Source organism: Streptomyces sp. NPDC007875, from assembly GCF_042868035.1.
GTDB classification, from domain to species: Bacteria; Actinomycetota; Actinomycetes; order Streptomycetales; family Streptomycetaceae; genus Streptomyces; species Streptomyces antimycoticus.
Genome location: NZ_JBIADZ010000006.1, coordinates 105,410 through 124,907, shown reverse-complemented (window position 1 = coordinate 124,907; position 19,498 = coordinate 105,410). Strand labels below are relative to the sequence as shown.

Annotated in this window: 20 protein-coding genes; 12 read left to right on the top strand and 8 right to left on the bottom strand. The window is 70.2% G+C overall.

What is annotated here, in order from left to right; genetic code table 11:
* Positions 1 to 2: 2 nt before the first annotated feature.
* From ACFYOY_RS15155 to ACFYOY_RS15140, 4 genes are all read left to right on the top strand, one after another.
* A complete protein-coding gene (locus tag ACFYOY_RS15155) occupies positions 3 to 785 on the top strand; it encodes an ATP-binding cassette domain-containing protein (protein ID WP_388587370.1) in 783 nt (260 codons plus the stop codon).
* 2 nt (positions 786 to 787) lie between these two features.
* Positions 788 to 2,002 (top strand): sugar ABC transporter permease, encoded by a 1,215-nt coding sequence (locus ACFYOY_RS15150; RefSeq protein WP_351879520.1) that lies wholly within the window; start codon positions 788 to 790, stop codon positions 2,000 to 2,002.
* Between the two features lie 498 nt (positions 2,003 to 2,500).
* Complete coding sequence (locus ACFYOY_RS15145) at positions 2,501 to 3,088, top strand: DUF5819 family protein (RefSeq protein ID WP_351878346.1); 588 nt, start codon at positions 2,501 to 2,503, stop codon at positions 3,086 to 3,088.
* Position 3,089: 1 nt separating this feature from the next.
* Positions 3,090 to 4,259, top strand: a complete 1,170-nt coding sequence (locus tag ACFYOY_RS15140; RefSeq protein ID WP_351878343.1) for an HTTM domain-containing protein — start codon at positions 3,090 to 3,092, stop codon at positions 4,257 to 4,259.
* On the opposite strand, the gene ACFYOY_RS15135 is transcribed toward ACFYOY_RS15140, so the two are convergent.
* The gene (locus ACFYOY_RS15135; RefSeq protein WP_388587364.1) at positions 4,219 to 4,464 is read right to left on the bottom strand and encodes a DUF397 domain-containing protein; all 246 of its coding nucleotides are present in this window, start codon (positions 4,462 to 4,464) and stop codon (positions 4,219 to 4,221) included. The genes ACFYOY_RS15140 and ACFYOY_RS15135 overlap by 41 nt on opposite strands.
* Positions 4,461 to 5,282, bottom strand: a complete 822-nt coding sequence (locus ACFYOY_RS15130) for a helix-turn-helix transcriptional regulator (protein WP_351878338.1) — start codon at positions 5,280 to 5,282, stop codon at positions 4,461 to 4,463. Before ACFYOY_RS15130 ends, ACFYOY_RS15135 begins: the two co-directional genes overlap by 4 nt.
* A 121-nt stretch (positions 5,283 to 5,403) precedes the next feature.
* Between ACFYOY_RS15130 and ACFYOY_RS15125 the strand changes: the two genes are divergently transcribed.
* Positions 5,404 to 5,817, top strand: coding sequence for an ATP-binding protein (locus tag ACFYOY_RS15125; RefSeq protein ID WP_388587361.1), 414 nt, complete (start codon positions 5,404 to 5,406; stop codon positions 5,815 to 5,817).
* Between the two features lie 3 nt (positions 5,818 to 5,820).
* Here ACFYOY_RS15125 and ACFYOY_RS15120 read toward each other — a convergent pair whose 3' ends face one another.
* Both ACFYOY_RS15120 and ACFYOY_RS15115 read right to left on the bottom strand, forming a co-directional pair.
* Entirely contained in the window at positions 5,821 to 6,219 is a 399-nt protein-coding gene (locus ACFYOY_RS15120; protein ID WP_351878332.1) for a DUF3592 domain-containing protein, read from the bottom strand.
* 109 nt (positions 6,220 to 6,328) lie between these two features.
* Complete coding sequence (locus ACFYOY_RS15115) at positions 6,329 to 7,042, bottom strand: AAA family ATPase (RefSeq protein ID WP_351878330.1); 714 nt, start codon at positions 7,040 to 7,042, stop codon at positions 6,329 to 6,331.
* A gap of 262 nt (positions 7,043 to 7,304) precedes the next feature.
* Between ACFYOY_RS15115 and ACFYOY_RS15110 the strand changes: the two genes are divergently transcribed.
* The 4 genes from ACFYOY_RS15110 (at position 7,305) to ACFYOY_RS15095 (ending at position 13,625) form a co-directional block, all read left to right on the top strand.
* Complete coding sequence (locus tag ACFYOY_RS15110; RefSeq protein ID WP_351878327.1) at positions 7,305 to 8,483, top strand: methyltransferase domain-containing protein; 1,179 nt, start codon at positions 7,305 to 7,307, stop codon at positions 8,481 to 8,483.
* 165 nt (positions 8,484 to 8,648) lie between these two features.
* On the top strand, positions 8,649 to 11,015 hold the full coding sequence (locus ACFYOY_RS15105) for a phage holin family protein (RefSeq protein ID WP_388587356.1): 2,367 nt from the start codon (positions 8,649 to 8,651) through the stop codon (positions 11,013 to 11,015).
* A gap of 10 nt (positions 11,016 to 11,025) precedes the next feature.
* Positions 11,026 to 12,453 (top strand): amino acid permease, encoded by a 1,428-nt coding sequence (locus tag ACFYOY_RS15100; protein WP_351878321.1) that lies wholly within the window; start codon positions 11,026 to 11,028, stop codon positions 12,451 to 12,453.
* Positions 12,454 to 12,518: 65 nt separating this feature from the next.
* Positions 12,519 to 13,625 (top strand): PP2C family protein-serine/threonine phosphatase, encoded by a 1,107-nt coding sequence (locus ACFYOY_RS15095; RefSeq protein ID WP_388587353.1) that lies wholly within the window; start codon positions 12,519 to 12,521, stop codon positions 13,623 to 13,625.
* 25 nt (positions 13,626 to 13,650) lie between these two features.
* Here ACFYOY_RS15095 and ACFYOY_RS15090 read toward each other — a convergent pair whose 3' ends face one another.
* Genes ACFYOY_RS15090 through ACFYOY_RS15080 form a run of 3 tightly spaced genes read right to left on the bottom strand, consistent with a single transcriptional unit; the run spans position 13,651 to position 16,007 of the window.
* The gene (locus ACFYOY_RS15090; protein ID WP_351878318.1) at positions 13,651 to 14,685 is read right to left on the bottom strand and encodes a bile acid:sodium symporter family protein; all 1,035 of its coding nucleotides are present in this window, start codon (positions 14,683 to 14,685) and stop codon (positions 13,651 to 13,653) included.
* A 4-nt stretch (positions 14,686 to 14,689) separates the two neighbouring features.
* Positions 14,690 to 15,127: a hypothetical protein gene (locus tag ACFYOY_RS15085; protein ID WP_351878315.1), complete on the bottom strand. Its 438-nt coding sequence runs from the start codon at positions 15,125 to 15,127 to the stop codon at positions 14,690 to 14,692.
* Between the two features lie 16 nt (positions 15,128 to 15,143).
* Positions 15,144 to 16,007: an isocitrate lyase/PEP mutase family protein gene (locus ACFYOY_RS15080; RefSeq protein ID WP_351878313.1), complete on the bottom strand. Its 864-nt coding sequence runs from the start codon at positions 16,005 to 16,007 to the stop codon at positions 15,144 to 15,146.
* A 252-nt stretch (positions 16,008 to 16,259) separates the two neighbouring features.
* On the opposite strand from ACFYOY_RS15080, the gene proP reads away from it, so the two are divergent.
* A complete protein-coding gene (proP, locus tag ACFYOY_RS15075; RefSeq protein ID WP_351878310.1) occupies positions 16,260 to 17,723 on the top strand; it encodes a glycine betaine/L-proline transporter ProP in 1,464 nt (487 codons plus the stop codon).
* 198 nt (positions 17,724 to 17,921) lie between these two features.
* On the top strand, positions 17,922 to 18,293 hold the full coding sequence (locus ACFYOY_RS15070; protein WP_351878307.1) for a nuclear transport factor 2 family protein: 372 nt from the start codon (positions 17,922 to 17,924) through the stop codon (positions 18,291 to 18,293).
* Here the strand turns inward: ACFYOY_RS15070 and ACFYOY_RS15065 are convergent.
* Positions 18,280 to 19,083 carry a helix-turn-helix transcriptional regulator gene (locus ACFYOY_RS15065; protein WP_351878304.1) on the bottom strand — a complete coding sequence of 268 codons (804 nt, stop codon included), beginning with the start codon at positions 19,081 to 19,083 and terminating at the stop codon, positions 18,280 to 18,282. The two genes, ACFYOY_RS15070 and ACFYOY_RS15065, sit on opposite strands and share 14 nt — an antisense overlap.
* Before the next feature lie 78 nt (positions 19,084 to 19,161).
* On the opposite strand from ACFYOY_RS15065, the gene ACFYOY_RS15060 reads away from it, so the two are divergent.
* Positions 19,162 to 19,473, top strand: a complete 312-nt coding sequence (locus tag ACFYOY_RS15060; protein ID WP_351878301.1) for a 4a-hydroxytetrahydrobiopterin dehydratase — start codon at positions 19,162 to 19,164, stop codon at positions 19,471 to 19,473.
* Positions 19,474 to 19,498: the final 25 nt, after the last annotated feature.

The window sequence follows — 19,498 nt, the reverse complement described above, 5'->3', positions numbered from 1 at the left end:
GGATGGCCCAACCGTCGGCCCCGCCGCTGCTGGCGCTGCGTGGCGTCTTCAAGCGCTTCGGCGCGGTCGAGGCGCTCACGGACGTCGATCTGGAGATCCACGCCGGTGAGGTCATCGCCCTGGTGGGTGACAACGGCGCGGGGAAGTCCACCCTGGTCAAGGTGATCGCGGGGGTCGAGCCGGCCGACACGGGCGCCCTCGAATGGCGGGGCCGCCCCGTCCACATCGGCCGCCCGCACGACGCCCAGCATCTGGGGATCGCCACCGTCTACCAGGACCTCTCGCTCTGCGACAACCTCGATGTCGTCGGCAATCTCTTCCTCGGCCGTGAGATCAGCCGGATCGGCGTTCTGGACGAGGTGGAGATGGAGCGCCGTACCCGCGATCTGCTGGCCACCCTCGCCATCCGTATCCCCGACGTCCGCAGGCCCGTCGCCGCCCTCTCCGGAGGCCAGCGGCAGACGGTCGCCATCTCCCGGGCGCTGCTCGGCGAGCCCCGCCTGGTCATGCTGGACGAGCCCACCGCCGCCCTCGGCATCGAGCAGACCGCCCAGGTCCTCGATCTGGTGGAACGGCTCCGTGAACGCGGGCTCGGGGTGCTGCTGATCAGCCACAACCTGGGCGATGTCAAGGCCGTCGCGGACTGGGTCGCGGTGCTGCGCCTGGGCCGCAACAACGGGTTCTTCGACGTCACCACCACCTCCCAGGAGCAGATCGTCTCCTCCATCACCGGCGCCTCCGACAACGCGGTGACGCGGCGGGCGACGCGGGAGGGGGAGTTGTGAGCGTGCCCGGCGGGATCGGCGGACCCAGCGCGCACGGTGCCGAACGCTTCGCCGACGCGTTCGGGCGCAAACTGGGCGGTGGAGCGCTCGGCTCCGTCCCGGTCGTGCTCGGGCTGCTCGCGATCTGGCTGATCTTCCAGATCCTCAATCCGCACTTCCTCTCCCCGCGCAACCTCTCCAACCTCAGCGTGGACATCGTCGGCACCGGCATGATCGCGGTCGGCGTGATCTTCGTGCTGCTGGTCGGCGAGATCGATCTGTCGGTGGGCTCGGTGAGCGGCCTGGCCTCCGCCCTGTTCGCCGTGTTGAACGTCAACTACGGCATGCCCGAGCCACCCGCCATCGTCCTGGCCGCGCTCTGCGGTACGGCGGTCGGCTTCGTCCACGGCTTCTTCACCGCCGTGGTCGGCGTCCCCGCCTTCGTGGTCACCCTCGCCGGACTGCTGGGGTGGTACGGCCTGATGCTCGCCATCATGGGCGCCTACGGCACCATCAATCTCGACGATCAGGGCCTGGTCGCCAAGCTGACCAACTTCTACTTCTCCGATGTCGCCGCCGCCTACGCCCTGGCGGCGCTCGGCACGGCCGGGTACTTCCTGACCGCCTGGCGGGGCGTCACCCGCCGCCGCGCCGCCGGAGTGCCCGTCCGCTCCCCGGTCGAGATCGCCCTGCGCACGGGGGTGCTCGCGGTGATCGCCTTCGCCGCCGCGTATGTGCTTAACCAGTTCCAGGGCCTGCCGCTCGCCCTCCTGATCTTCCTGGTCGTCCTCGTCGTCCTCGACTATGTCCTGCGCCGCACGACCTACGGGCGGATGATCTTCGCGCTGGGCGGTGGGGTCGAGGCGGCCCGCCGCGCCGGGGTCAATGTGGTCTGGGTGCGGACCTCGGCGTTCATGATGTCGAGCACGATGGCCGCCATCGGCGGCCTGTTCCTGGCCTCCCGGATCAACTCGGTCAGCCAGACATCGGTCTCCACCGACCTGCTGATGAACGCCATCGCCGCGGCCGTCATCGGCGGCACCAGCCTCTTCGGCGGCCGCGGCAGCACCTGGTCCGCCCTGCTGGGCGTGCTGGTCATCCAGTCGATCGCCTCGGGCGTGGCGCTCATGGACATCCAGACCGCCGTGCAGTTCATGATCACCGGCGGGGTGCTGCTGCTCGCCGTCGTCGTCGACTCCCTGTCCCGCCGCGCACAACGGGCACACGGCCGGGCCTGATATCCGGCCGTCCCCTTCCCATCAAGCGTCCGGCGGGCCATTCGCACTAAGCGCTCGTGTCGTTCTTGCCGCTGATCGCGGCCGTTCGGCAGGCTGCGGGGCAGCATTGGCCGACCGAGTTATCGAGTTTTCGAGAAAGGTGGTCTGGTGAAGAAGGCTATTCGCGTGGTGCTGCTGGGCGCTTCCGTTACCTGCGCCCTGGTTTTCGGGGGCGTCAACGCGGCACAGGCCCAGAAGTGGCCGGTCCTTCCCAAGGAGTTCTTCGGCGGTCTGACCGGTTCGGGAACGGATCAGCACAATGCGTGCGAATCCAGGTTCGGGCCACTGGGGGCACCCGGAACGAGTAGTGGAGGCAGCAGCAGCAGCCCGGCCCAACCGGCGCCGGCCGGCGGTCTGGGCTCCGACTGCCAGAACACCCGCGGTTAGGGGACCGTGTCCGTGGCCGACGCGGGAGGGGCCGGTCTCGGCCGGTCCCTCCGGTCCCTCGTGGTTCTGGCGGTGGCCGCCGTCGTGTTGCTCGCCGCCGCGTGCTGGCACCTCGCCACGCTCTTTCTGGCCGTTACGCCGGACAATCCGGTGAAGAGCCGGTATGCCCATGTGATCAACGGGCATGTCTATCCGGAATTCACTCAGGGCTGGCAATTGTTCGCGCCCGAGCCGCTCCATGAGAACGTCGTCGTGGAGGCCAGGGTGCGGACCGCCCGGGAATCCGGAAATCCCCGCACGGGGCAATGGGGCAATTTGACGACTCGGGACGTCGAGGCCATCCGGCACAACCCCGTCCCCAGCCATACACATCAGAACATGCTGCGTCTGGCGTGGAACTTCTACCAGAATTCCCACAGCCGGCGGGACGTTCCGCTCGGCACGCGGGGAATCCTCTTCGCCGACTATCTCAAGCGGATCGCGCTTCAGCGCCTTGCGGGGCGGCTCCACGGGGAGCGGGCCGTCGCCGTGCAAGTGCGCGTCACCGCCAGGCCGGTGCCTCCACCGAGCTGGAGCGACCGGACGTCGTCCGCGCAGAGGGCCCGCCACCGTACGTTGCCGTGGTGGCCGGTGAAGGACCAGGACCGCAGGGGGCTGTGACATGAGCGTCGACCACCTCACCCGCCCCCCGACGCGGCCTGTCGCCGTCCCCTCGGCGGACCCGGGTTCCGGCGAAGGCCGATGGCGGGCGGCGACGGTCAGGGCGATCGCCTTCGCCTGCGCTTCGCATGCGCGGTATCAGTGCGCCCTGTTCCGGATCGGCCTGGCTGGACTCGTCCTGGCCTTTCTGCTGCGGGAATGGCCGCATCGGCGGGTGCTCTACGGGGATCGCAGTCCCTGGGCGCTGGACATGGCGGCCCGTCTGCTCACGGAGAACCACTCCTTCACCGTGCTGGCCTGGAGCCCCGGACGCTGGTGGTTCGAAGCCGTCTACCACGGCGCGATCCTGGTGGCGGCCCTGCTCATGCTCGGCTGGCGGACCCGGGCCACCTCGGTTCTGTTTCTGATCGCCGTTCTCTCGCTGCAGAACCGCAATCCGCTCATCGGGGACGGCGGGGACAACGTGATCGGCGTGATGGCCATCTACCTCGCGTTTACCCGATGCGGAGCCGTCTGGTCCCTCGACGCGCGCCGCGACCGCCGCAACCGCAGGAACGGCCGGGTCGACAGGGCCGGGTTCGTGATGTGGCAGATCCTCGGGGTCGCCCTCCTGTGGGTGTCGGACGGCTTTCAGACGACCGCCTGGGCGGCGGTGCTGTGGACGTTCTGGGGCTGCCAGGGGCTCTGGTACGCGGCCCGTCGATGGTCGCCGGGAGCGTGGTCGCGTGAACTGCTCGACGCGATGGCCACGATGCTGCACAACTGCGCGATGCTGGTGATCGCGGCCCAGGTCTGCCTCATCTACGCCACAGCAGGCTGGTACAAGGTCCAGGGCATCCGCTGGCAGGACGGCAGCGGGCTCCACTACGCCCTGCACCTCGACTACTTCAGCCCCTGGCCCGGACTCGGCAGCCTCCTCGCGAGCCATATGCTCCTGATCGTCCTGCTGGGCTACGGGACCGTGGTGATGCAGGTCGCCTTCCCCTTCGTGCTCGGCTACCGCCGCCTCAAGATCACGCTGCTGGCGGTGATGATCCTCGAACACGCCGGAATCGCCGTCCTGCTCGGCCTGCCCTTCCTGTCGGCGGCCATGGTCGTCTGCGACGCGGTGTTCCTGCCGACGGCGCTTCTCAAGCCCTCGCGAAGCTCAGGAAGTCGGCCCAGGCGGTAGCGGGTATGTGGAGGCGGGGACCATCGGGGTTCTTGGAGTCCCGTATGTGGACGGTGGTGGGGGTGGTGGGGGTGGTGGCGACCTCAACGCACTGGCCGCCGCTGGAATGGCTGTAGCTGGACTTGTGCCAGTCGTAGGCGACCTCGATGCAGTCGCCGCCGCTGGAGTCGCTGTAGCTGCTCTTGAACCAGGTCAGTTTGGTCATCCTTCTCCCATCAACTCCTCGATGAACCGCACAGATTCCTCCGGGCCGAGGGCCTGGGACCTGATCATGGCATGGCGACGCGCAAGGATGGCTGCCTCGTCCGGTTTCGAGATGAGGATGCTCTTCCCGTGGCTTTCTGTGTAGACCAGGGTCGTCTGATCCGCAGTCTCGACCAGCTTCATCGGACCTTGGAGCCCCGCGTGTCCACCCCGACTCATCGGGAGTGCCTGGATGACCACATTGGGCCGGGCTGCACACTCGACGAGGTATGCGTATTGCGCGCGCATGATTTCCGGCCCGCCGAGCTGACGTCGAAGCGTGGGTTCGTCGAGGATCACACTCACCACTGCCATCGGCTTGCGGTCGAAAAGGGCCTTGCGGTCCAGCCGGGCTTGGGTGAGTGCTTCCACCTCATCGTGCTCCAGCGGCGGAAAGGCAGCCTTAAGCACCTCACGTGCGTAATCCTTGGTCTGCAGCAGGCCGTCGATCAGCTGCGTGCAGTACGACGACACGCTCAGCGCTTCCTGCTCCAACTGAACGAAACCCTGGAAGTGAGCCGGATACCGCTCAAGCTTCAGATACTTGATCGCAGACCGCAGCAATCCACCCGCGTCCAGTGCCTTCTCGGCCGCGTCGATGAACTCGTCCGTCGGCGGCTTCGCGCATGTCTCCACGGCGCTCACCGCCGACCCCGTGTAGTTCATGAGCGCGCCGAGCTCGTCCTGGGTCAGCCCCGCCCGCTCGCGCAGAAGCCGCAGGACAGCGGCGAAGTACTGCACGGTCGGCGGAGCGGAGTCCTTCTTCTTCGACTGGGCCACGCAGGCCACCCTCCTCAACATCGGTCAACGCCAATCAACCTGCGTTCGACCAGAGTTGTCGGTCGCCGCAGTCGACGCTCTGTTACTGGTGAAGGTAGCCGCCTGCACTGACAGTGGGAGCATGAACGCGGAAAGTCACGACGTAAACCCGCTCCATGGCTGGAAGCAGAGGTTTACACCCGTCCCCCCATCCGTCCCCCACGCCCGCCGCGCCGCCGAAGCCGCCCTCCGTGCCTGGGGCCTGGACCGGAGCTCGGCGGCCCTGGTCCTGCTCGTCGTCTCCGAGCTGGCGACCAACGCTGTGCGTCATGGACGCGTACCGGGGCGGTACTTCGAGGTGCGTATCGCATACGACGCAGAAAAAATGGTCGGGGTCGAGGTGTCCGACCCCCGCGACGGGCACCCCGCCCTGGCGGACCCGACACCGGACGACGAATCCGGACGCGGTCTGGCGATCGTGGACGCGCCGGCCGAGGCGTGGGGTCTCCGGGAACGCGTCGTCGGCAAAACGGTCTGGGCCCGGATCCGCCTCTAGCGGTCAGCGGCCGCTGGAAAGCAACCAGATCGGGAGGACCGTCCACACGGTGCCGATCGCGAGAACGAGCGCGATGCCCCCGATCCGTTTCGAGGAGAGGTCGAGTCGTGCGCTCTTCGGGGCGCCGGGGAGGTAGAGCACCGGGGCCCGGCCGCTCACGGGCAGGCCCCCGACTCCGGAAAGGTTGGACTCGAACTCATGTGGATTGCCCTGTGCGTCATTGAAGTTGACCACTGCGAAGTAGACGGGCTTCTTGCCCACGCTGTGCGTGATGCGGTGGCGGACCACCAGGCCATCGGTGCGGATCCCCTCGCGTAGCAGGCGGCGTTGGAGCGCGGCCTCGCGGATACCGATCCCGATGATGACCGGACCTGTGAGTAGAAACAGCCACAGCAACCACATGGTCGCCTTCCCTCCGCGTCGCACGGCTCTTCATGGGTCTCCCGTTACGGGAATGGACGATGCGCCGAGTCGACACGGTTCCTGCCGCCTCACCACAGAGGGCACGCTGTTAATCCAGGACGTGCCGCAGATAGCTCCGCGGATCGGCGAGATAGCGGCGCCAGTGGTCGACCAGGGCCAGCTCGCTCCAGGCCACCCGCCGCATCCCATGCTCGCCGACCTCGACGATGTCCGCACCGGGCAGTGCGGTCAGCAGCGGCGAATGCGTCGCGCAGATGACCTGGGCGCCGTTCTTCACCAACTCATTGAGGTGGCCGATGAGCTCCAGGCAGGAGGCGAAGGAGAGCGCCGCCTCCGGCTCGTCCATGACGTACAGCCCGGGCTGGAGGAACTTATCCCGGAACGCCGCGAGAAACCCCTCGCCGTGGCTGACCGCATGCGGGGCGAAACCCTCCCGTTCCAGCGCGTCCAACGCGGTCTCGGCCCGCAGGAAGAACCCCTTGCGCGCCGCCCAACTCCCCAGTATCCGCCGCCCGCGCGGCGCCGCGTCGAAGCGGATCCGCTCGCCGAGCACCGACTTGGGGCGGTGGCTGGCGTATTGCCAGTCGTGCGAGCCGCCGTACGGGTCGAGCCCGAACCCCTCCGCGAGCGCCTCCACCAGCGTCGACTTGCCCGACCCGTTCTCCCCGACGAGGAACGTCACCGGCGCGGTGAAGCGCAGCCCGTCCGTCAGCAGCCCGCGTACACAGGGCACGGACCAGGGCCACCTCTCCTCCTCGCGTGAGTCCGCGTCGAGGTGTGCGTACGCACGTTCGATAATCATCGGCCGAGTCTCTCACAGGGCTGTGAGGGCAAGGCCGTGCTCGAGCGCGTTACCAGCGGCTCGCCCTATGGTGATGAGGGGCGGGGCCCGAGTGGGTTGGGCCGCCCGGCTGGACGAAGGGGAGAGCATTGATGTCGCGGAGCGTTCAGGCCCGAAGCGTCCGCGGAAACGGTGACAAGCTGCCCGGTCAGCCCTACCCCGGTCCGCTTCCGCCGCCGACTCCCGACGGTGGGCCCGGGGTGCCGAACCCGCCCAAGGTCGCATGACGTTCGAGGGCGCCCGGCCCGGCCGGGCCGCGTTGGGGCGGGTGCTTCTCGACGCGGGGGTGATGGGGGAGGGCTGGGCGCCGACCTTCGCCGCTGTCGACCGGGCCGGGTTCCTGCCGGAGCTGATGTGGCCGTTCGACACGCGGACCCAGGGCGCCGTCGCCATCGACAAGGGCGAGGAGCCGGACGCCTGGTACGCCGCCGCCGACAGCGATGCGCCCATCGTGACGCAGTGGGACGACGGAGAGCATGTCGGTCCCGCGCCGGGGCGGGTGTCCACCAGCTCATCCTCCATGCCCTCTGTCGTCTACGCATTGCTGCGGGACCTGGCCGTGGACGAGGGCATGGCCGTGCTCGACGTGGGCACCGGCACGGGCGAGACCGCCGGTGCGTTGGCGCATCGCTGTGGCGGCCGTAAGGTCACCACGGTCGAGGTGGACCCCGCCGTGTCGCGTCACGCACGCCAACGGCTGGCCGCAGCGGGGTTGTGGCCGGAGGTCGTGGTCGGCGACGGGGCGAAGGGCTGTGCGGGCGGCGCGCCGTATGACCGGGTCCTGGCCACCGTCGGGCTTCGGGAGATCCCCGGGGCATGGATCGAGCAGACGCGGCCCGGGGGCCTGATCGTCGCCCCCTGGGGCACGCACTACACCCCTGCGGACGCCGTGGCCCGGCTGATGGTGCGTGAGGACGGGACGGCATCGGGGCGCTTCACCGGCCCCGTCGAGTTCATGAAGCTGCGCGGCCGGCGGCTGTCGCTGCCGCCGCACCATGCCTACGTCCCGGCCGAGGGAGAGGGCGGTGCCGACACCTCGGCCACTGGCATCCCCGAGGGGGAGTTCGTCACCCCGGTGTACTGCGCCCTCCCCTTCGTGCTGGGGCTCCGGGTACCGCATTGCGTCCAGGTGGTGGCCGCCCCGCACGATGGCGCGCGGCCCGTGTGGCTCTACGGGCTGACCGACCGTTCCTGGGCGTGTGTCGTGTTCCGCGAGGGGGAGGCGGGGGCGCGCGTTTGGCAAGCGGGGGAGCGGCGGTTGTGGGATGAGGCCGAGGCCGCGTACGGGTGGTGGGTCGGCCAGGGCAGGCCGGACCACACCCGCTTCGGCCTCACGGTCGGCCCGGACCCCGCCGCTCAGCGGGTGTGGCTGGACGATCCGGCCGATTCCTGGTCCCCGTAGGGCGGGGCGTGAGGAGGCGCGCTCCTGGCCGATTCATGGGCTGCCGTCAGTGGAATCGATCCGTGCTGGTAACCCGCCGTCCGCCGGGTCGCGGGGGCGCTGTGCCACGCTTGAAGCCGGTTCGCGCGCATGGTGCGGGCCGGTGACGTGAAGTGAGGCCGCGGCGTGCAGAAGCCCCGATGGAAGACGGTGGGGGGAACCCTGCTGCGGGTGACGGCGGTATGGGCGGTGTCCACGCTCACGATGCTGGCGCTCGCCGGGATCCTCCCCGACTTTCGCCTGAAGTCCGATGGCGGTGACAGCGCGACGCGGATCGCGATCACGGCGGCCATCGGCGCCGGAGCCTTCGGCGTGCTCAGCGCGCTGGTGTGGCCGCTGCTCGTACGGGCGTTGCTGCTGATGCCCGCGCTGGTGCTGGGGCTGCTGGTGTTCGTGCTCAACGGCTCGATGCTGCTGATCGCGATCAGCCTGATCCCGGACGGGCGCGGCGCCGTCGAGCCGGAGACCGCCGTCGTGGTCGCCGCCGTGATGTCCGCCGCGTCGTCGGCGACGAGCACCTTTCTGACCGTGCGGGACGACGGGGCCTACCGGCGGCGGCTGGCCCGGCTGGCCGGGCGGCGCAGGCGGCGGCTCGGTGAGGACGGCGGGAGCGAAGCGCCCCCGGGGACGGTGTTTCTGCAGCTCGACGGGGTGGGGCACGCCGTGCTGCGGGAGGCGCTGCGGGAGCGCGACAACCGACCCCCGGTGATGCCCACCGTCGCTCGCCTGATCCGGAGCACTCACAAGGTCACGCCCTGGCGCACCGACTGGTCCAGCCAGACCGGCGCCAGCCAACTCGGCATCCTGCACGGCTCCAACGAGGATGTGCCCGCCTTCCGCTGGTACGAGAAGAAGAGCGGGGAGGTGATGGTGAGCAACCGGCCGACCAGCGCGGCGGTACTCCAGCGCCGCGCGGCCGCCCGGGCCGGACACGACGGACTCCTCACGGTGGACGGGGCGAGCCGGGGCAACCTCTTCACCGGCGGCGCCGATCAGCTGGCCCTGGTCCTCTCGGTCGCGGCGCGGCGTGGTCCGCACAACCGCTCCCGCTCCGGATACTTCGCCTACTTCGCCGACCCCGCCAACGCGACCCGCACCGCCGTGTCGTTCCTGGCCGAGGTCGTCCGGGAGATCTGCCAGTCCACGCGCGCCAAACTGCGCCGCGAGACGCCCCGGGTCAAGCGGGGCGGGCTGTATCCGTTCATCCGCGCGTTCGCCACGGTCGTGGAGCGGGACGTCGTGGTGACGGCGGTGATGGGGGACATCCTCTCGGGCCGTACCGCGATCTACGCCGATCTGGTCGCGTACGACGAGGTGGCCCACCACTCGGGGCCGCGCAGCCGGGACGCCCGGCAGGTGCTCGCCCGGCTCGACCGCTCCATCGCGCTGATCGCCAAGGTCGCCGACCGCGCCCCGCGCGACTACCGGATCGTGCTGCTGTCCGACCACGGGCAGAGCCCCGGCCAGACCTTCGCGGGGGCGTACGGGCTGACGCTCGAGGACTTGGTGCGGGTCGGCTGCGGTCTGCCCGTATCGCGGCGGGCCGGGCGGACCCCGAGCGGCGCGGAGGCGCGCGAAGCGGGGCGGGCGGCGCTGCACCGGCCGGAGAAGCCCGAGGTGGACGGGGACGGGCGGTGCGGCGGGGTCGGCGGGGCCGGCGACACAGCCGCTGTCGCGGGCGGCGGCGCCCCCGCGTCCGATCCGATCGTGCTCGCGTCCGGAAATCTGGGGCTGGTCTCCTTCCCCGATGTGCCGGGGCGGATGAGCCGCGAGCAGATCGACGCCCGCCATCCCGCGCTGCTGCGCACGCTCGCCGACCACCCCGGGGTGGGCTTCCTGCTCGTACGGTCCGAGGCGCATGGCGCGGTGGTGCTGGGCGCCGAGGGCGCCGAGCACCGTCTGGACACCGGGGAGGTCTTCGGGGCGAGCCCGCTCACGGTCTTCGGGCCCGGCGCCGAGGCCGCCGTACGGCGCACCGCGCACTTCCGGAACACCCCCGACATCATGGTCAACTCCGCCTACGACCCGGCGCGCGGCACGGTGCACGCCTTCGAGGAGCAGATCGGCTCGCACGGTGGGCTCGGCGGGGAGCAGGGGCATCCCTTTCTGCTGTGGCCGGCCGAGCTGACCCCGCCGGTGGCGGCGGGGGAGGAGCTGGTCGGGGCGGAGCGGGTGCACCGGGTGCTGCGGCGCTGGCTGGAAGAGGCGGACGGGCCCCAGGTGCCGGAGGAGGAGGCAGCGGCCGCGGGGGAGACGTACGCGCCGGCGGCGGAGGCGCTGACGGGAGCGGGCCCGGTGGCGGAGGCGCCGGCCGCGCAGAGGCCGACGGAGGTGGAGGTACCGGCCGAAACGGGGCTGCCGAGGGCGTCCGGCGCGGCGCGCACGGTGCAGGATTCCCGGTGGGACGGCGCCCCCGCCGCACCATTTACCGTGGTCAGCCCGGTTGTGCCGAACAAAACCCGGCGATTTGGGTGTACCCTACACGCTCGGTGACCATGGTCGTATGCACGACCAGCCCCACTCCCGCCGCTTCGGCCTGCCCACGGCGACCGCGCTCGTCATGGGAAACATCATCGGCGGCGGCATCTTTCTGCTGCCCGCCTCCGTCGCCCCGTTCGGCACCCTCAGCCTTCTTTCCTTCGTCGTCCTGACGCTGGGCGCCATCGCGCTCGCGCTGGTCTTCGGGCGGCTCGCGGAGCGCGACCCCCGCACCGGCGGACCGTATGTGCACGCCCGCGCGGCCTTCGGCGACTTCGCCGGCTTTCTGTCGGCCTGGTCGTACTGGACGATGACCTGGGTGAGCAACGCGGCGCTCGCGGTGGCGGCGGTCGGCTATGTGCAGGTGCTGGTCCCCGGCCATGACACGAAGAGCATGAACCTGGCCGTGGCGCTGCTGGCGCTCTGGCTCCCCGCGCTCGCCAACCTCGCGGGGACGCGCTGGGTGGGCGCGGTGCAGCTGGTCTCCACCGTGCTGAAGTTCATCCCGCTGCTCTTCGTCGCCATCGTCGGCCTCTTCTTCTTCGACCCGCACAACCTCGGCTCGTTCAACGAGAGCGGCGGCAGCGCGCTCGGCGGTGTGTCGGCGGCGGCCGCGATCCTGCTCTACAGCTACGTGGGCGTCGAGTCGGCCTCGATGAGCGCGGGCGAGGTCCGGGACCCGGAGCGCAATGTGGGGCGGGCGAGCGTGCTGGGCACGGTCGGCGCGGCCGTGGTCTACCTGCTCGGCACGGTGTCGGTCTTCGGCACCGTCGCCCACAAGGACCTGGTCGACTCCACCGCCCCCTTCTCGGACGCGGTCGACGCGATGTTCGGCGGGGGCTGGGGCCCCACGCTGATCGCACTGGCCGCCGTGGTGTCCATCGTCGGCGCGCTCAACGGCTGGACCCTGATGAGCGCGCAGGCCCCGTACGCGGCCGCGCGGGACGGGCTCTTCCCGGCCGCGTTCGCCGCCAGGCGGCGCGGGGTGCCGACCTTCGGCGTCATCGTCGGCGTGCTCCTGGCGTCCCTGCTCACCGTGGTCAACTACACCTCGGGTTCGAGCGGGCTCTTCGAGATCCTCGTGCTGATCACCACCTTCTCGGCGACGGTCCCGTATCTGTTGGCGGCGGGCGCGCAGCTGTACTTCCTGCTGTCCGGGCGCCGCGACGAGGTGCGGACCGGGCGCTTCGTCCGGGACCTGGTGCTCGCGGTCGCGGGCTTCGGCTTCTCGTTCTGGCTGGTCGCGGGCGCCGGATACGCGGCGGTGTACCAGGGCGTGCTGTTCCTGTTCGCCGGTGTGCTGGTGTACGTGTGGATGGCGGCGCGGCGCACGAGCCGGGCGGAGGGCGCCGAGCCGACGAAGGGCGCCGACGCCGCGGACAGCGCCCGTGCCACGGAGGCCGTCGACGTCGCGGCGGCCGGTCAGGCGGTCACGGCCGACGGCGTCGCCTGAGCGCACCCGCGATCGTCTCGCGGCCCGGATCAGCGTGACGTGCGTATCGGGTGTAGGCAAGAGATATGCGCGTTTCGCCCGAGCTCACCCGCATTGGTGGGGAAAAGCGGTCGAGTCGGGCGCTGTTCGGCGTCCCGCTCGTCATCATCCTGGTGGTCACGGTGACCGACCTCCACGCGCCGCCCACCGTCCACCTCGGCCCCTTTCTGATCGCCGCCCCCGCGATCACCGCCTCCTTCGCGGGCGCGGGCGGAACCGCCGCGATCGGCGCCCTCGCCGTGGCGGCTCAGGTCGTCATCGGTGTGTTCCACGGTGGTCTGGCGACCGCCAACCACCAGGCGCAGATCATCGCCCTGATCGTGATCTCGGGGCTGGTGACGGGCTTCCGCTATGCCACCGACCGCCACCGGCGCAAGCTGAGCCAGGTGCGTACGGTGGCCGTGGCGGCGCAGGAGGTGCTGTTGCGGCCGCTGCCCGAACGGGTCGCGGAGCTGAGGATCGCCTCCCTGTATCTCGCGGCCGACGAGGAGGCGCAGATCGGCGGTGATCTGTACGCGGCCGTCCGCACCGAGGGGGCGACCCGGCTGGTCATCGGGGACGTACGGGGAAAAGGGATGGCCGCGATCGGCGACGCCTCCGTGCTGATCGGGGCCTTCCGGGGGTCCGCGTACCGCAACCTCTCGCTGCCGGGCATCGTCGGCCACATGGACAGCGCCATGTGCTGGAACTGGCACCACACCGGCGGTGGCGAGCGGAATGTCCTGGAGTCCTTTGTGACCGCCGTGGTCCTGGACGTCTACGACGACGGCCCGGTGGCCGGGATGGTGAACTGCGGGCACCCTCCGCCACTGCTGCTGCACCGGGGCGGGGTCGCGACGCTGGACGTGCGCGACCCCGCGGTGCCGCTGGGCCTGGAGGTGCTGGCGGAGCGGGACTACCTGGTCGAGATGTTCCGCTTCGAGTACGGCGATGTTCTGGTGCTGCACACCGATGGGGTCGTCGAGGCCCGCGACGACAGCGGCGCCTTCTATCCGCTCCCGGAACGGCTCGCGGCCTGGAAGGGCGGCGGCCCACAGGCGCTGGTGGACTATCTCCACGCCGATCTGCTCCGGCATACCGGCGGGGTCGTCAACGATGACGCGGCCATCGTGGTGATCGCCCGCTGCGCCTGAGCCACCGCCCCCCTCGCCCTCCCCCTTACCCCGTCGCCTCGGTGACCTGGACCTGCCCGCCGGGGGCGGGGTCGGCCTCCCGCGCCCGGCGGGACCAGCGGCCCGCGATGACGGCGCACACCATCAGTTGCAGCTGATGGAAGAGCATCAGCGGCAGGATCACCGGCCCGGCCGCGTCGCCGAACAGCACCGCCGCCATGGGCAGCCCGGTGGCCAGGGACTTGTTGGAGCCGCAGAAGACGATGGTGACGCGGTCCTCCCGGCTGAAGCCCAGCCGCCGCGCGGTGAACGACGTCGCGGTCAGGGCCAGCCCCAGCACCGCCGCGGCCAGCCCCAGCAGCGCGCACAGCCGGGCCGGGGTGATCTGGTTCCAGATGCCCTCCGTCATGCCCCGGCTGAACGCCGTGTAGACCACGAGCAGGATCGAGCCCCGGTCCAGGAGGGCGAGCACCTTCTGGTGGCGGCCGATGAACCGCGCGGTCCAGCGGCGCAGCGCCTGCCCGGCGAGGAAGGGGAGCAGCAGCTGGGTGGCGATGGCCAGCAGCCCCTCGGCCGAGAAGCGCACGTCCGAGCCGATCAGCCACGCCGCGAGCAGCGGGGTGGCGATCATGCCGAGCAGGCTGGAGTACGTACCCGCGCAGATGGCGGCCGGGACATTGCCCCGGGCCGTGGAGGTGAGGGCGACCGAGGACTGGACGGTCGAGGGCACGACACACAGGAAGAGCAGTCCGGTGTAGAGCCGGTCGGTGAGGAGGAACGGGGCGAGGCCGCCCGCGGCCAGCCCCAGCAGCGGAAAAAGCGCGAAGGTGCTCGCGCCCACCACCAGGTGCAGTCTCCACTGCCGCAGGCCGTTCAGCGCCTCGCGGGTGGACAGCCGCGAACCGTAGAGGAAGAAGAGCAGCCCGATCGCGATGTCCGCGGCATCGCCGACGGCCGTGGCCGCCGCCCCGCTCGCGGGCAGCAACGCCGCCAGCGCGACCGTCCCGAGGAGGGCGGCGACATAGGGGTCGACCGCCCTCCCGAGCCGGCCCGGCCACGACAGCGGCCAGGACTTCCGCATCACATCAATCACCGCTCCCGGCCTGCCACGGTGGGTGGCCGATCTGCGGCAGCACCGGATCCGCACCGGTGAGGCCGCCGGTCACGACGTCGATGGCGCCGCCGCCCCCGTCGTGGTCGCTGCCCGCCGTGCCACGGCTCAGCAGCAGGGTATTGAGGGTGCGGTCGACCTCCAGCCAGGAGTCCGCGGAGGAGTTGTCGATGACCACAAGGCCGTTGTGCGGCCCGGTGACCACTGTGGGGGTGTCGTCCGGCCCGCAGTCGTCCCGCGGGGTGCTGCCCGCGGGCGTGGGCGTCGCCTTGGCGGAGACCGCGGCGCCCGCGCACAGGGTGCCCGCGGTGGCCGCGAGGATGAGCCCGGCCGTGGACGGACGGGACGAGCCGGTGTCTTTTCTGGGCTTACGGCGCCGGCCGGGGCCGGGGCCGAGGAGTGTCGAGGGCATACCGCGCGGCCCCGGCTCAGACCTTGGCGGGCTGACGGTGGCCATGGTGCCTGCTGATGTTCTTCTCCAGCAGTTCCGTGGCGCCCTTGACCCCGATGGCCGCGGCCTCCCGGGTGTCCGGCAGCCGCCCGTCCGCCGTTTTGAGATCGCTCAGCGCCCCGTCGATCGCCCCATGGGCGGCGAACAGGCAAGGGGTGCTGTAAATGGCGACATCCACTCCCAGCTCGGACAGCTCGGACAGCGAGAGCCGCGGCGACTTCCCGCCCGCGATCTGGTTGAACAGCAGGGGCTTGTCGCCGATGACCTTGCGGACCTTGCGGATCCATTCCACGCTGCGCACCCCGTCGACGAGGACGACATCCGCGTCGGTCTCCGCCAGCGCGGCCGCCCGGCGCAGGATCTCGGGCTCCTCGGTGGCGTCCGTGCGCGCCACCACCACCATGTCCTTCCTGCTGCTCAGCACCAGTTGGAGCTTGTCGAGGTACTCCTCGAGCGGCAGGATCAGCTTGCCGTCCGCGTGGCCGCAGCGGCGCGGGCGCCGCTGGTCCTCCAGGATCACCCCGGAGGCCCCGGTGCGCTCCAGCCGCTGCACCACATGGCAGGCGACCTCGGGATCCACATAGCCGTCGTCGATGTCCACGAGCAGATGGTGCTCGGGGAAGGCGAGACGCAGCCGCTCCACGAAGGCGAGCATGTCGGGCCAGGCGATGAAGCCGATGTCGGGCAGCCCGTAATGCGATGCGGCGAACCCGAATCCGGATACGAAGAAGCCGTTGTAGTGCTGTGCGGCGATGGACGCCGAGTACATGTCGTAGATGCCGATGAGGGGTGTGGTGTCAGGTGAACTGATGGCCTTTCGGAGGGCATTGCCATAGAGCATGATGTCCCCTTGAGTTCGGTGCCTTTCGGCGTTGCGTGATGCTTATGCGTCCGCGCGGTTTGGTTTACGGAAGGCCAAGAAACAGTAAAGCAACCCGCCGGGTTCCCTGAAGATGCCCGGCCCGGCTCGGGTTGGGGTCGAACACCCCTTGAGCGCCCTGGCCCGCGTTCCCGGGCGGTCTGCGACACGCCTGGCATGCCCTGGCCTTCGCGGGGTATGCGCAACAAGCCTGTCCACTGAAAAGAGTTGCTCGTGCCTGTCCCCACCGATGTCGAAGCCTCCGCGTCCGCGCCCTCCCGGCACCACCTGCTCTGGCGTGCTGTCCAGCGACGCAAGAACCCTCCACTGCGTCGGAGCGACATCACGGTCACCGAAGAGAAGACCGTCCGGAAAGCGGTGAAGGCCGCCGCGCTGGGAAACGCCATGGAATGGTTCGACTTCGGGATCTACAGCTATCTCGCGGTCACCATCGGCAAAGTCTTCTTCCCGTCCGGTAATGACACGGCCCAGGTGCTCTCCTCCCTCGCGACATTCGCGGTGGCCTTTCTGGTACGCCCGGTGGGAGGCATGTTCTTCGGGCCCCTGGGCGACCGGATCGGCCGTAAGAAGGTCCTCTCCTTCACCATGATCATGATGGCGTCCAGCACGCTCGCCATCGGACTGATCCCCGGCTATGCCGCCATCGGCTTCTGGTCGCCGGCGCTGCTCATCCTGTTCCGTATGCTCCAGGGGTTCTCCACCGGCGGGGAATACGGCGGCGCCTCCACCTTCATCGCCGAATACGCGCCCGACAAGCGCCGTGGGTACTACGGCAGTTTTCTGGAGTTCGGCACGCTGATCGGCTACACCGCGGCGGCCGGACTGGTCACCATTCTGACCGTGACGCTCGCCGACTCCTCGATGAATTCCTGGGGCTGGCGCATTCCGTTCCTGGCCGCCGCGCCGATCGGTCTGGTCGGTCTGTATCTGCGGCTGAAGCTGGACGACACCCCCGCCTTCCAGAAGCTGGAGGACGAGGGCGCCACCAACGCGGGGGAGCGCGAGAGCCTGCCGTTCTGGCAGGTGTTCCGCACCCAGTGGCGTGCGATGGCGCTGTGCATCGCGCTGGTCGCCGCGTACAACATCACCGACTACATGCTGCTGTCCTACATGCCGACCTATCTGTCGGACACCCTCCACTACAGCAGCACCAGCGCCCTGGTCTCGATCATCATCGTGATGCTGGTGCTCATGGCGGCCATCACCTTCGTCGGCCGGTACTCCGACCGCATCGGCCGCAAGCCCGTGCTGATGGCCGGGTCCGTGGGCTTCCTGGTGCTCGCCGTGCCGTGCTTCCTGCTCATCAAGCAGGGCGGGGTGGTCCCGGTCTTCGCCGGTCTGCTGCTCCTGGGGCTGTGTCTGCTGCCGTATGTGAGCGTGATGTCCGCCTCGCTGCCCGCGCTCTTCCCGACGAATGTGCGCTACGGCTCCCTCTCCATCGCCTTCAACATCTCCGTCTCGCTCTTCGGCGGCACCACGCCGCTGGTGACCGAGGGCCTGATCAGCAGCACCGGGGACGATCTGATGCCCGCCTACTACACGATGCTCGCCGCCGTCGTCGGCATCATCGCCGCCGCCGTGATGAAGGAGACGGCGCGGAAGCCGCTGGAGGGCTCGCCGCCCGCCGTGGCCACCAAGGAGGAGGCCATCGCGCTCGTGGAGTCCCAGCGCTCCTGAGCCGCCCCGGGCGGTGTGTTCAGCGCTCCTGAGCTCTCCGGGCTCCCGGGGAGCGTCCACATCTCCCCGCCTCCATTACCTCGGCGGTAATCGACCCCCGCGCACGGCGGCGGCAGGGTTGAGGCATCGGGTTCCGGGCCGGCGCCCTCCGGTCCGGAACCCGGGTCCGACCAGGGGATTTCATGGAGGAGTCACCACATGACGCAGTACGACACCGCCGTCACCCGCTACTTCGAGGCGTGGAACGCCACCGGCCCCGAGGCCCGCGCCAAGGCCGTCGCCGCCGCCTGGACCGAGGACGGCGACTACACCGACCCGCTGGCCGAGGCGCGGGGCCATGAGCAGTTGGCCGCAGTCATCGCCGGGGCCCAGGAGCAGTTCCCCGGCCATGAGTTCCGGCTCACCGGCGCCGTGGACGGCCACCACGCCATGGCCCGCTTCAGCTGGGAGCTGGTCTCCACGGCCGACGGCTCCGCCCCGGTCGCCGCGACCGATGTGATCACCCTGGCCGAGGACGGCCGGATCCGCTCCGTCCTCGGCTTCCTGGACCGGGTCCCTACGACGGGCTGAACCGCCCCAGGGCGGCGGCGGTCTCCGGGTCGGCCGGGAGGAACGTCTCGATGGCCAGCTCGGAGACCGTGACGTCCATGGGGGTGTTGAAGGTCGCGATCGTCGAGATGAACGACAGCACCCGCCCGCCGTGCTCGATCATCATCGGCAGGGCGAAGGGCGGGGTGTCACCGGCGGTCGCCGTCTCCCGGCCGCCGGTCTCGGGCAGCGGATAGGCGGCCACCTCGTCGTACAGCGCGCGCAGCGGCGAGGAGCGCATCAGCGCCAGCTGCCGGTCCATCTGGTCCAGCAGATGGCCACGCCATTCGCGGAGGTTGCGGATGCGCGGGGCGAGCCCCTCGGGGTGCAGGGTGAGGCGCATCGCGTTCAGCGGCGGCTTCAGCAGATGCTCCGCCACCCCCTCCAGTAGCGCCGCGATGCCCCGGTTGGCCGCCAGCACCCCATAGGTGCCGTCCACCACGAGCGCCGGATACGGCTCGTAGCCCGTCAGCAGCCGCTCCAGGGATGCGCGCAAGGCGCTCATCGAGGGGTCGTCCACCGACCGCTCCGGATAGTGCGGGGCGTAACCGGCGGCGATCAGCAGGGCGTTGCGCTCGCGGACGGGGACGTCGAGATGGTCGGCGAGCCGGAGCACCATCTCCTGGCTGGGCCGAGACCGGCCGGTCTCGATGAAGCTGATGTGGCGGGCGGAGGAGTCGGCGCGCAGCGCGAGCTCCAGCTGGCTCAACCGGCGGCGGTCCCGCCACTCGCGCAGCAGTGTGCCCACTCGGGGCGGCGCGGCAGTCGTCATGAGCTGAAGGTAGCCGACGCCGGGTGCGCCCATGGCAGGGTGGAAGGGCCACCGGTACCCGCGACGAAGGGATGTGTCATGGCAGTCCAGCCGCTCACCGACCAGGAGATCCAGCAGCGTCTGGAGCAGCTCCCCGGCTGGTCGTTCGCGGACGACCGGCTCTCGCGGACGTATGTCTTCAAGGGGCATCCGCAGGCGGCCGGGATGGTGGCGGAGATCGCCACCATTCAGGAGGAGCTCGACCACCACTCCGATCTGACCCTCGGCTACAACAAGGTCGGCGTCTCGGTGAACACTCACAGCGCCGGGGGCAAGGTGACCGGGCTCGACGTCGAGCTCGCCGGCCGGATCGAGGAGATCGCCCCGCAGCACGGCGCCCGCGCCGACTGACCGGCCGCGCTCGCGTGACCGCCTG